The sequence below is a fragment of the Paenibacillus oralis genome (assembly GCF_003863965.1).
In the GTDB taxonomy this organism is placed as follows: domain Bacteria; phylum Bacillota; class Bacilli; order Paenibacillales; family Paenibacillaceae; genus Fontibacillus; species Fontibacillus oralis.
Genome location: NZ_RRCN01000002.1, coordinates 322,519 through 334,983 on the forward strand (window position 1 = coordinate 322,519; position 12,465 = coordinate 334,983).

Below are 12,465 nucleotides of genomic sequence, written 5' to 3' on the forward strand. Positions count from 1 at the left end.
CTGCTGTCAATCAAAAATACCTTCAAGTTTCCTCATTTAATTTACAAGCCACATAAGACTTCCAAAAAACGACCACGATCTGCTATAATTAATTTAATCAAATAAAATGAAACGTGGAAGCACCACGGTAACCTCTCATGGGTTGCTGTGGGCTTTTTTTGTTTTTAGGAGGGCAGTTAGTACATGGCTATCCGCATAAAATTAGCCACACTTTTCAGCTTTATTGCAACTGTATTTCTCATAATAGTACAAGCGGCTACGGACTACTCGTCCATGGAGCTCAAATCGCTAATAGAGAATCTACCAAGAGAATCAGTTAAATATTTAGCTACCTTTATTTTCTTAGCGGCATTGAACTATCTTATAACCGGCCCAATTGTAAAGCCGCTATTGATGATTATCAATAAAGTGGATAATGCGACCAAAGGTAAGGTGGAACTGGATGACCGTTTTAATGGAGATGAGATTCGAATGTTAGAGCGTGGTCTTGAACGCATAACCAACACAATTCAGCATCAAGATGAGCAAATTGATCATATCCACGCCGAGCTCGTTCAAAAAAAGGAAGATTTGAGTACGCTTTTCAAAAACACGATCACTGCTCTTGCAAAGGCAGTTTATGCAAGAGATCCGTATACAGCCCTTCATTCGAGAAACGTAATGAGATATGCTCGAGCTCTTTCCAAAAAGTTGCAACTCCCTGAATCGGATATTTACTATTTGGAGATTGGAGCCTTACTTCATGACATCGGAAAGATTGGAGTCCCAGAACATGTACTAATGAAATCAGGAAAATTAACTGATACGGAGCTTGACGCGATTCGACTGCATCCAGAATACGGATATCAAATTATTAAAGAGATTGAGGAACTGAAATGCAAAGGGGTGCATGATATTGTTTTGCATCATCACGAAAGGATGGATGGTAAAGGATATCCTAAAGGATTAAAGGGCAAAGAAATCCCTTTGCAAGCTCGAATCGTATCTATCTGTGATGCGTTCGATGCCATGACAACAAGTCGTTCCTACCGGCAGGCACTCGGTGTCGAAACCGCTATTGAGCAACTGAAGAAAAATTCTGGTGACCAATTCGATTCGGATATCGTAGAGGCCTTTATAAAATGTCTTGAAGAAGACCCAACTTTATACATGGAACAAGAGGTTTTTCCCGAAAATATGCTCGCAAGCTCGTAACTTGTGAGTGTTTTTTTGTAAGCAGAATAGAAGCTCCCGTGATAGGCAGCTTCTATTGAAAAATCATGTTACATAGTCTGTTTGTTGACCTTTCATATTCAACTTCGACAACTCTTTAATAAGCCGATCCCTATCCCATAGTAAGACATCGTTTGCTTTAGCTAATTCCTTGGCAGGTTCGGTAAAGTAGGAGTTGGTGACTACCCAGGCTTCCGTTGCTTGATATACCGCTTTCGAAGCTACAACCTCTTGTACGGCTGAATTAGATACTTTTCCTTTTTCTCTCTTAGCTTGAACAACAATTCGCTTTCCGTCTGCCTTCAAGACTACATCAGCACCTTGATCACGAGTTCGTTTTGTCTTTTTGGCCGAATAGCCTTGCATGCGAAAGAAGATAACCAAAAGCTCTTCAAATTGATCTCCGGACATGACATCAATCGAGTGAATGTTCGATCTTCTGACCATCCGTATCTTCCGGTAGTAAGGTATGACCTTCATTAGCACAAGTGTTAGGATAATCACAGAGATGAAGAACACTCCCCATGTTTTGATCCAATCGAAAATTGGTTCCACGGAAGTTGTGAGCTGAGACAAGTCTGGCACAACTTTATCAAGAAACGTAACACCAATCGGGCCTGAGGAATACCTTTTAAATAAAGTGATCGCTACGGTCAATGCTGAAATCAAGACGATCAGATTGACGATGTTTTTTAATAATCTCCTAGCTTTCCTCTGTACACGCCACATATTTTACCTCCTACCGAATACGTCTTTATGTGAGAATAACTTTGAAAGATCTTTTTCGGTCATTCCCAGGTCATTAAGGGCCTGGTGTGCGGCAAAGACATGCACTTTATGGTTGGCAGTACCGTAATAATAGTTGGCGCATACTTTGGATCGGTTTCTTAACGGAATACTATCGCTTAGGCCAGCTTTGCACAAGAGATGCATTTCTGCAAGCAAAACTGCCGCGGCGTTTTGCGTTCCTTGAAGCCAAAGGATGTGTTCTCTTTCATTCTCCATGTCGCAATTCTGAATCAGTTCGTCAACGATTGGATATTTGGAAAAATCGATACCACTCATCTATGTTCACCTTCCTAATTAATGAAAATTGTCAAAATACCTACCATCATTATGGAGCGACATTTCTCAGTCTGCAAAAATCGGGTAGGTATTTTTTTGTTCTAGTTCCTTTGTGCTGCAGAAGGCGTGATTCTATTGCCACTGGAGCTTACATATTGAACGACTTTATCAATCTCATCATCGGATACATACGCAGATACCAGACGGCGTTTTGCGCCATCTTTTGGAAGGTAGAACATATCCCCTTGTCCAAGCAATTCTTCCGCGCCTGGTTCATCAAGGATGACCTGTGAGTCATGGTGATTGGCGACTGCAAAGGCGATCCGGACAGGAAGGTTTGCCTTTATAACTGGGCTGATGACCTGTTTAGAGGGCCGCTGGGTTGCAATAATCATATATATACCAGCAGCTCGAGCCAGTTGGGAAAGGCGCTGAATGCAGTCTTCAACTTCGGGACCGGTCTGAATCATTAAGTCAGCCAACTCGTCAATGACAAGAACTATGTAGGGCATTCTCGGTGCGGTATGGTTTACCGAGAGCACCCGCTCGTGGTAGGACTCGATATTACGGACCCCGTACTGACGAAGAATTTCATACCGTTTTTCCATCTCAACGACAAGCTTTTTCAAGGCAATCAAGGCCCTGCGAACGTCGGTTACAATCGGCCCGAACAAGTGAGGGATGGTCTCATAAACAGAAAGTTCCACCATCTTAGGATCGATGAATAAGAACTTCAATTGGTCCGGAGTGTGCCCGTACAGGAGACTCACAATTAGAGAGTTCAAAAATACGGATTTACCTGATCCTGTTGTTCCCGCAACAAGTAAGTGAGGCATTTTTGGTATTGCTGCAAAGACCGGTTCTCCTGACATGTCCATGCCGATCGGAAACGACAAGTCCTTTTTTGAAGCAAGAAACTCTTTATTTTCCAAGAGAGATCGAAGAAATACCGTATAAGGGATTTTGCTTGGTACTTCAATGCCAACAACGCTTTTTCCCGGGATCGGAACGTATACCATGATTTTTTCGGCTTTAAGAGCCAATTGGAAATTTGCTTTATATCTCTTGAAGTGCGCGATATTTAGCCCTGCTTCAGGTGCCAATTCGTAACGAGTAACTCGCGGCCCATAAGTAGCTTTGATAACTTTCACTGGCAACTTCAAGTTAGCCGCTTCTTTTTCGATTTCGGCAAACTCCTTTTTCTGTTCTTGCTCCGAAGGGGGAGCAATCGTAGGTGCCTTAAGCAAATAGGTTGGAACTTTCAAAATATCCAAGGTCGGATACTTAAAGCAAAGCTTGCCTTGTTTATCGAAAAGAAGAACTGCATCGAATGTGGAATCCGGCTTATTGGGGTCCTTCGATTTATGAATAAATCCCCGGATTAACCCACTTGTTCCACCTCGAAGGAGCTTGGCGACAACATGCCGTTCAATCAGTACCCCCTTGATGGTTTTGCTAATTTTAAAATCGCATTTGGTATCTTCCCACGCACTACAGCCATATAAAACGCCTTTGTCGATTACCGGCCGGCCGCATTTTTTGCATGGCCCCAAATCCTGTTCAGCGGGTACTTGACGTAATGGCCGTTCCGGAACACCATTAACAGGAGGGGGGGGGCCTGTAAATTCACTATCTGGCCCATCAACAGGTCGCAATTTCTCCTCTGATCTATGAACAGGGCTTGCAGGAGGTGAGGCTTGTGTCGTGACTTCGGGTGGCTGTTTTCCCGGTTGAACGACGGTTCCTGGGTGATCTTTTAATCTGCTCATATACTGCTCCATTGTCATGAGAACCCGCCTTGGAGAGTTTCCTTGGTACGGACCAACAATCCCTTCTTGCTCCATCTGGTCAATAAGACGAGCGCATGTGGTATATCCCTGGGCCAATTTCCTCTGCAGAAGCGGAACTGATACCTGACCTGCTTCAATCACCATTTTGACTGCAGAAACATACAAATCTTTCATTATAGGCTGACGATGTTGTCCCCTACCTGCATCCGTCGCTGGTCGATTGGAATTCTCTAATGCAGGATTAGGATGTTGCTTTGGTTCCTGTGTTGTTCCGCCAGTTTGTTGTAAACCACGGTTTGGTGTCTGCTCCGTTGGTGGTGTATCTGAAGGTGTGGAATTATTCGATTCAGATCGAGTGACTGGTTTTTGCTCGCTTCCTGATACTGATCGAGTTTTACCTAAAGATCCAGGTCTTGATTGGGCTGCGGACGCTGGTCGACTGGATGTTCCTGATTTCAGTGCAGTCGCTGCGGTATCAAGGTCCAACGAACGCACCGAATCAATTGCATCCGATACCAATTTGGTGGCCAATTTTCGAGCTTGATCAATGAAACTGGTGTGTGTAAACCGACCTTCACCTATTTCACTTAATTTCTGCTCCCATTTTGCAGTTGTTTCGGCGGAAGACAAGGCGGATAGACCGATAGCCTTTATCAAGGTGCGGCCTTTTTCTGTTGGATAAACCAGATTCTTTTTGATCTCGATATAGCTCTGGTCTTTTAAACGTTTGATTATGTTCGCGCGCGTTGCTTCAGTACCAAGTCCATGGGTTTTTCTCATGATGCTTTCAAGTTCTTTATCCCCCAGGTTGCTGCCGGCTGATTTCATCAGAGGAATCAGATCACCCTGAGTCAGCCGCTTCGGCGGGGTGGTCCAGCCTTCCTTGGCATAACATGAAGCAGCGATGCCTTCTTCTCCCTTTACCACATCTGGGAGCGCAGGTGTATCTTCTTTCTTTTCATCTGGATCTTCTGTCTCTAGAACAACGCGCCACCCCTCACGGATAAGTCGTTTCCCCCTGGTAGAGAATGAGAATTGGTCACCAACATACGTCAAGATTGTTGTGTGTTTGAAGATGGCTGATTCATAGTGTGCCGCAATGACCGATTTCACCACTAGATCATAGATCAAGCGCTCGTTATCGTTCAGTTCATTCAGTTCCGGAACGTTTTCGGTCGGAATTATGGCATAATGGTCTGATACCTTAGAAGCATCAACATATCGTTTATTACCGATCAACGTCTGAATAGGAGTAGGAAAAAATTTTGCATATGGCACCAGTTTGCTAATTTTCTGAAGAATACATGGGAATTCCTTAGCCTCTTCTTCCGTTATCCGGTTGCTATCAGTACGGGCATAGCTTTGATACCCCTTTTCGTAGAGACTCTGGCAAGAATCAAGGACTTGTTCAGGACTTAGCTTATACAGTTTATTGGCAAGCGTCTGCAGAGCAGAAAGACTGAATAAATGAGGTGGCAACGTCTCCTTGTCCTCTTCCAGGATGTCTTCAATTAAAGCTGATTTGCCGGAACACCAAGCGGCCAACTTTTCTGCTTTGACTTTATCCGTAAGTCGATTTTGTTCGCCGGTAAACCATTGTCCTGTGTACTTTCGTCCATTGAAGTCGAATCCGGCAAGAACTTCCCAAAACGGTGTAGAAACAAAGTTTTCAATTGCCTCCTCCCGTTCCACAATAAGTGCGAGAGCCGGTGTTTGAACACGGCCGGTAGAAAAGCTTTCGCCCTTCTCAACCTTAATCCCCTTCTCACTGAGAAGTATTGAATATGCTCGAGTTGTATTCATGCCGACCAACCAGTCAGCACAGGACCGTGCGTATGCTTCGAAAAACAAATTCTTTTTCTCCGATTCCGGAAGTAGCTTTTGGAATGCAGCAGCTACAGCATCTTTTGTAAGCGAGGAAGTCCAAAGACGCTTAACCGGCTTTTTACATCCACTCAGTTGATAAATTAATGTGAAGATCGCTTCACCTTCACGTCCAGGGTCACAAGCATTAATGATTTCGGTAAAGCTCGGATTCAGTAGTAACTTTTTTAGGTGTGAGAAAAAACGTTCTTTCCCTTTTGAAGGTTTCAACTTAAACTGATCCGGGAGTATAGGGAGATGCTCCATTTTCCACTGTTTGAATTTCGGATCGTAATCTTCAGGTTCCATCAATGAAACAAGATGGCCTGCTGCCCAAGAAAAATAAGCCCCCTTGGGGAAGGTTGGGCATGGCAAAACCTCTACATAACCAGAACCGTTTCCTTTTGTCGGAAAAGGAGCAGCGAGCTTTTGGGCTTGGTCTTTTTTCTCTGCTATGACAAGTTTCATTACTGCCCTCCTCGTTAAAAGCACGAAATAAAAAAAGCACACTTTCCCTAAAGGGGAAGAGCGTGCTTCGCTTTTATGAGTATTCAATTACATTTATTATACCTCAATTTTACAACGAGGTCATCTCTTCTCATCCGGAGGTGTCCCGGTCAGTTCTTTTTATTGCCGTACTCTGAATAAAGATACTTGAGTTTCATGTAGTCTTGTTCGTTTATGATGGACAGTTGATAATAGAACTCAACTTCATCGATATTGATTTCTGAAGGGATTGCTTCCCATTTGTCCTTTTTAAGTACGAACATGTAATCATAAAGCAACATGTATTCTGTCTTGGTATCCCGATATTTCTGAATCCTGGCGGTATACTCCGCCTCTGTTAGGAGGATTCTTTTCCTCTCACCTGGGAGATGATATATTCGGCCAGACTCGGTGTAGAAGATTTCATATGCAAGTAGTAATGGAAATGATGGTGTTGTCATGGTTATTCCTCACGTTTTAGATTTATCGTAAAACAAGCGAATTTTGCGGTGGAGTAATTGGTTTGCCTATATATTTAGCAACCCTTGCTTTATCCCATCTTCTGTTTTCCAATGTTCAAATTTTCTCAATTTATCTGGTGATGTTAAATCAACATTGTAAACACAACGGTAGAAGTGACTTCCATATATATTCCTTTTTGAATACTCAATTCCACAATAAAATTCGATTACGTTATATTTCTAAGAAAGAATGTTCATGAAACAGATGAACCTTTTGTAACTTCATGAATCCACGAATTTCTTTGACCTTCTTCAAAACTGAATCTGTATCAGCCTTTGCAACTTCGATACCGATAACTGGGATAAAGGGCGAAACCCGCCATCGAATAGATGCTATCCCTTCCAGTAAGTTAAGCGCACGTTGGTTCCTTCTTCAAATCGAACCAGGTATATATCATGGTTTTCGTCTTTGGCTTTAATCGGCTTATTCATCAAGGAAATTAAGTTCTCGATTGAATTTGAAGGGAATTGCATGAATCCAGTAATTGCATTCGCTTTTAGTTTTCCAATCTCAATTTGTAGGGAGTCAGCCTCCTCATGCTTTCCCTCACTTCGAAGGGTTTCTAAGCGAGATTCCAATTCGGGTATCTTCATAAGAGATTCTCCTCTATTAATAAATGATCATTTGCGACTGTATTTGTTTCTTTTCAATTCTGCTTTCTTTTTTCGGCGGATGGCTTCACGACATGTTGGGCAATGGGTTGGATGATTGTTATTCAGACGCATGAAATGATCTTGTGTGACACTGAAAAAGACTTTCCCGCAAGTAGCAATCTCGCACTTTTCTGAGTAGATAATTGGCGTGCCCGGGTCGCGGCCACCTGCAAGGTTGATGGCAGAGACCAGATCGTCAATTGTAACGCCTGCTTGTTCTAGGATCTCAGAGATATTTTTTTTCATGAAAAATCTCCTTTACCGGAACTTAACAATACGATCCGCAGTACGTTTCGATTCACTACGTCCTACAAGGATTTTGGTAGATATCCCTATATTCGGACTTGTGCTACCGACGAAGTGAGGATAATGGAATAGCTCAATGTAATCGTTCACAGGGATGATTCCCTCGTATCGGAAGTGAAGCGGGTGGCGATAATCAGCTTTTTTAATCGGCACTTCACCGGGTTTGAGAGAAAATTCATCATCCTTATAGAAATCGTTAAGTACAGATAAGGCTTGATGTTCGTCCGACGCTAATACATATTCCTCCCCGTCCTCTTCGGTCGAATGGTCCCGGAAGATGAATGTAAATAGGGTCAACTTCACCTCTGGACCAACGCTCTCGAATGGTTGTCGGTGTAGCCCGTCCTTGATTTCGGTTTGAATGACGTTAAGATCCCGTACCAAATCATTCGGACCATTTGACCTAAATTGACGGAGCCTGTACTGTCCATAAGCTTTCTCCTGAATAACTTCCTCATAACAGGAGGTGCATGTGTCGTATGGAATTTTGTAATAGCTTTGCCCGACCTTAATTTCCATGTGGCACTTGGAACAGTAGTGATGGGTGCGGGCCTTGATGAGCGGATATTTTTCATTTTTATTCACAAGTTTCAACCCTCCTTAGCGTCAATTACTATTAGCCAGCTTTAAATCTAATCCTAATAAAAAAAATGCATACTTCAAAGATCGAATGTAGTCTATGTAAGGAGCAATTGCCGTTGATAAGGATAATTGATTGTTTTCATTTTCAATATCAACCACAATTACAGTTACAAAAGGATAGTTATCTACGGATTCCCCGTTTTGTAAAATCGTTAGCCTTTTCTTGAGATCTATAGTTATATTGAGGAGGAAAGATTCAAACGCACTTTCATCGCCGTAGTAGTAGCATTCTGGGAGTAAACCATCGAATCGATCAGAGTCGGTGGATAAATCTAAATAGTGAACCTCACCTTTATCTAGTAGTACTTGTTTGGCATACGCCTTTAAAATAAGTTTATAGCTTGATCTATTTTTATGATTAAGATAGACGATATGATTTTTCATAATACTTCCCTCCAATTCCAGTAACAGAGATTTCATTGTACTTATATGATTGATTCTACCATAAAGCAAAGTCTAAGGATTAAAACCAGATGTCAATCTTAAGCGGAGTTTTCAAGGGTAAACCCTTACCATAATGTGTTGATAATAAGCAGTTAAAACGCTGCTGTATAATCCGACGCACTGATTCAGATGTGAGAAGGTTTGAGACCTAATGCCGGGCCTTTTTCAAGGCGCAGGGTGTGCTTTTCAACTTCCTTTGACAGTGCACGGAATTGTTCGATCGTTTCCCGCATTTTATATATTTGGTCATTATGAGGGGGATTTTATAAAAGTTACGCGCGGATCGTCCCCAGGGAGTGATGCCAGATTTCTTCTTCCATCATTTGTTCAGCTAGCATGGTGGAATCCTCTCTTTAAAGTAAATTCGAATGAAAAAAAGCACCAAAAAAGAGATGTTCCCTTTTGAGGTGCTTCCTCATTCCAGTATTCAATTAGTATAATTATACATCATATCCTTTTGAATTCCTAGGTTAGATTGAAATAGCCCTCTAATTCGTCCATCATAATTAGGTTTTCCCTCTGAAAGGTGCCTGCAGACTTAAGGTACGTAATGTGAAATTTCGGTTGGCTTTCTAAAACGTCGCAGGAAGCGCCGTAAATTGAAATATGTATTTCCCTCTAATTTGAGCCTTCAAAATGCTTATTTTCTTGCCTGATCACAAAATCTATAAAGTCCTTTAACGTCCAGTTTTTGTTCTCTTCAAGATAAGCAAATGCAATGCAGACAGGCCCTTTATACCATCCGTATCCTTCATGGAGATTCAGTTCATATCCACGATTCTCCATCCATTTGATGGCTTCGATGTAAGTTCCCTCGACCTGGAATAGATGAATGCAGTACGGATCGAGACCGACACCATTCCGAACTTCCATTTTGACCTCAAGCGGTATTAATTCGCTTAGTGCGATAAAGACTTGTCGTGGCGAAGGTTTACGACGATTTCCTGAAAGGCTTAAATGCCAAAGACCATTTTCCCTGGCGACAATTACACTTACCTTAAAAATCCAAAAACCCATGGTGTAAAGCCGGGCACCGTTCGGAGACTCTTTTACGAATTTGCAGTTATAGGGATTCCGATTCAAATATCGTCTCTCTCGTTTATGTTCTTCATAAAACTGATTGACCATCATCTTTAGCGTCACCTCATTCCAAGTTGGGGTGGGACCCCCACAGGTTTATATATCGTTTAATCGCATTTTGTAGGTAAATCGTACCAAGAACGTTTTCCTTTTCTCGTATTTCTCCGTCTTGTAACACAAAGAGATATGACCAATCATTTAACTTCCTTCCTCCCCTTGTTTAAAGAGAACGTGCGAAATGTTCTGATAGGACTCAACCACAATAAAGAGGTCGAAGAAACTTTTCAAATACATATTGATATAATCGAGATCATCCTTGTTATATGATTGGAACGTCGCGATCATCGGCAACTGAATATCCTTTTTTATGCGACTCACGATATTTGAGAGGTCGCTACGATGAATATCATCGATCACAAAGAATTCCGGCTTCATCCAGTAACGCGGATCTTCAGAAGGAATGCCTCTTTTCAAAATGTGAAACGGCATTTTTTCCATGTTAATGGAGTATTCAATGCGGTCATGAAATTCAGTCTGCATCTCATAATCGTGGAATGAATCTCCTGTGGAACGATAGATATATCGGAACTTTTTACTCGGGTCAATCATTCCGAGGAGCTCGTTCACGAGTTTGGTTTTCCCGCTGCGACATCTTCCAAAGACTAGTATGTTCTTCTCTTGGCCAATTGCTTCGGCAATCCAATGAGCAAACGCGGGGTCCTCCGTCCATTTGAAAGCCAGCTGCAGGTTTTGAACGAATCGCTCCCCATGTGTATTTACCTTCATGTCATAGGCAATGGCGTCTTCAATTATATTCTTCATGTTTGGATACCTTTCTTCGGGATCACCATATGTTTTATTGTACGCTAAATCGACATTCAACGTCTAAATAATGCTGCTTCGTTCAACGAGGCATTGAATTAACTTCGAAGATCAAGCATCTTGAACCCGCTGTTTGTTTTCATTGAGATGTTGCTCGTAACACATATTGTCTAGCAGTGTCATACAGAGATCCATGAGGTCTTCATGTGTATGCTTTAATTTTTTGGCGTAAAGGAAGGCGCTCTCCGTTAATTTTCGAATCGCCGGCGTGGCATCTGCACCATTTAATACGAGCATAGGGGTTCCCATGTATCTCTGCAACTCATTTGGGATAAAGGATTTGACTGGATTAACCATACAAAGGGCCATATCATGAACATAATTGTCGCTTATGTTGACCATGAAGTAGAAGAGGTGAGGCTTGTTTTTTACAATCTTCTGAACCCAAGATTTAATCTCAGGCACATCATACATTTTACGGTTATCATTCTCACCATAACCATCAAAAAGGATTATAAGCGAGCTTCGACCCTTTTGTTTCTTCTTTTCAAGAGATTCAATGACTTTGAGGTACGTTTGAACGTGGCCTTTTAAGACATGTTCTTTGGAAACCTCAAGGCGGGTGACCTTCAGTTCTTTTTCGGTACGCTCCTCTCCATTAAGCTTAAAAGGAACCCCGTATTTTTTGAAAAGCTCGAGCGTAAAGTTTAATGATTGCAATGTATTCACTCTCCCTGTACTATTGGAAGCTCGTAATCCGATCACACCGAAGCGTGATTGTTCGGCTGATTATGCTCCGGAAAGAGATTAAGGATGAAGTTGGTGTATTTCTGCAACTGACGAAGGAAATGGAGTGCAGCTTCCGCTTCTTTATCGATAGCTTCTATTCCTAGATCAGTGAGGCGGTAGATGTAGGAGCTTCTTCGTGCTGTTGTCCATGCTCCTCTGATATAGCCTTGGTCGAATTCCATTTCATGAGCTAGTTCATAAAAGTAACCTTGAGCCGGTTGCCACTGGTGACGTTCCTTAAGGAGATACCATATATTTTTTCCGGTCTCCTCCCGATGGTCCGGTTCCGTAAGGATTTTCAGGATGAGATAACGACTCAGATAGCGGACGTTTATCAGACGACTAAACATTTTACGTTGTGCTAAAGTGAGCTCCATCGGTTCCGGGTTTCCAGTACCGGTGATATGGGATGAAAAATGGTCAGCCATTCCTTTAAGGCTCTTAATGGAGTCTAAACATGATTCCCTAAAGCTATCAACCTTCGCCCGCCCTGTACTGGTGATAGCATAATACTTTTTATTGTTTTTGTTCTTGGTTCGGATGGTTTCGATCCAGCCAAAGGATTCCATTTGGCTCACTACATGATACAAGTAGGAGCGGGCCCGGCCGCGATCGATGGTACTCAATTCTTCCCGAACAACATCGTACATCTCAGAAGGTGATGCATTGTGCTTATGGAGTTCACGAAATACGAGCAGATACATGATGTCTCGCTCGCTAAGGCCAAGCCGTTCTGGTCCAAGCTGGAAGTCATCCTTGGCAGGCATGTCTTTCATCCCTCACTTTCTTTT

Annotated in this window: 13 protein-coding genes; 1 reads left to right on the forward strand and 12 read right to left on the reverse strand. The window is 42.4% G+C overall.

What is annotated here, in order from left to right; all coding sequences use genetic code 11:
- Positions 1 to 183: 183 nt before the first annotated feature.
- Positions 184 to 1,194, forward strand: coding sequence for an HD-GYP domain-containing protein (locus EHV15_RS35195; protein ID WP_128635910.1), 1,011 nt, complete (start codon positions 184 to 186; stop codon positions 1,192 to 1,194).
- 63 nt (positions 1,195 to 1,257) lie between these two features.
- Here EHV15_RS35195 and EHV15_RS37800 read toward each other — a convergent pair whose 3' ends face one another.
- From EHV15_RS37800 to EHV15_RS35255, 12 genes are all read right to left on the reverse strand, one after another.
- Positions 1,258 to 1,941, reverse strand: coding sequence for a restriction endonuclease (locus EHV15_RS37800; RefSeq protein WP_246062111.1), 684 nt, complete (start codon positions 1,939 to 1,941; stop codon positions 1,258 to 1,260).
- Positions 1,942 to 1,944: 3 nt separating this feature from the next.
- A complete protein-coding gene (locus EHV15_RS35205) occupies positions 1,945 to 2,277 on the reverse strand; it encodes a hypothetical protein (protein WP_128635911.1) in 333 nt (110 codons plus the stop codon).
- A 101-nt stretch (positions 2,278 to 2,378) separates the two neighbouring features.
- Complete coding sequence (locus EHV15_RS35210; protein ID WP_128635912.1) at positions 2,379 to 6,398, reverse strand: DNA topoisomerase 3; 4,020 nt, start codon at positions 6,396 to 6,398, stop codon at positions 2,379 to 2,381.
- A gap of 149 nt (positions 6,399 to 6,547) precedes the next feature.
- Positions 6,548 to 6,877, reverse strand: coding sequence for a hypothetical protein (locus EHV15_RS35215; RefSeq protein ID WP_128635913.1), 330 nt, complete (start codon positions 6,875 to 6,877; stop codon positions 6,548 to 6,550).
- Between the two features lie 393 nt (positions 6,878 to 7,270).
- Positions 7,271 to 7,531: a hypothetical protein gene (locus EHV15_RS35220; protein WP_128635914.1), complete on the reverse strand. Its 261-nt coding sequence runs from the start codon at positions 7,529 to 7,531 to the stop codon at positions 7,271 to 7,273.
- 27 nt (positions 7,532 to 7,558) lie between these two features.
- The gene (locus EHV15_RS35225; RefSeq protein ID WP_128635915.1) at positions 7,559 to 7,837 is read right to left on the reverse strand and encodes an FmdB family zinc ribbon protein; all 279 of its coding nucleotides are present in this window, start codon (positions 7,835 to 7,837) and stop codon (positions 7,559 to 7,561) included.
- Positions 7,838 to 7,849: 12 nt separating this feature from the next.
- Positions 7,850 to 8,482: a hypothetical protein gene (locus EHV15_RS35230; protein ID WP_128635916.1), complete on the reverse strand. Its 633-nt coding sequence runs from the start codon at positions 8,480 to 8,482 to the stop codon at positions 7,850 to 7,852.
- 21 nt (positions 8,483 to 8,503) lie between these two features.
- Positions 8,504 to 8,923, reverse strand: a complete 420-nt coding sequence (locus tag EHV15_RS35235) for a hypothetical protein (RefSeq protein WP_128635917.1) — start codon at positions 8,921 to 8,923, stop codon at positions 8,504 to 8,506.
- A gap of 678 nt (positions 8,924 to 9,601) precedes the next feature.
- On the reverse strand, positions 9,602 to 10,114 hold the full coding sequence (locus EHV15_RS35240; RefSeq protein ID WP_128635918.1) for a hypothetical protein: 513 nt from the start codon (positions 10,112 to 10,114) through the stop codon (positions 9,602 to 9,604).
- Positions 10,115 to 10,261: 147 nt separating this feature from the next.
- Positions 10,262 to 10,885 (reverse strand): P-loop NTPase family protein, encoded by a 624-nt coding sequence (locus EHV15_RS35245; protein WP_128635919.1) that lies wholly within the window; start codon positions 10,883 to 10,885, stop codon positions 10,262 to 10,264.
- Positions 10,886 to 10,996: 111 nt separating this feature from the next.
- On the reverse strand, positions 10,997 to 11,605 hold the full coding sequence (locus EHV15_RS35250; RefSeq protein WP_128635920.1) for a hypothetical protein: 609 nt from the start codon (positions 11,603 to 11,605) through the stop codon (positions 10,997 to 10,999).
- Positions 11,606 to 11,646: 41 nt separating this feature from the next.
- Positions 11,647 to 12,441, reverse strand: a complete 795-nt coding sequence (locus tag EHV15_RS35255; RefSeq protein ID WP_178076121.1) for a helix-turn-helix transcriptional regulator — start codon at positions 12,439 to 12,441, stop codon at positions 11,647 to 11,649.
- Positions 12,442 to 12,465 lie beyond the last annotated feature (24 nt).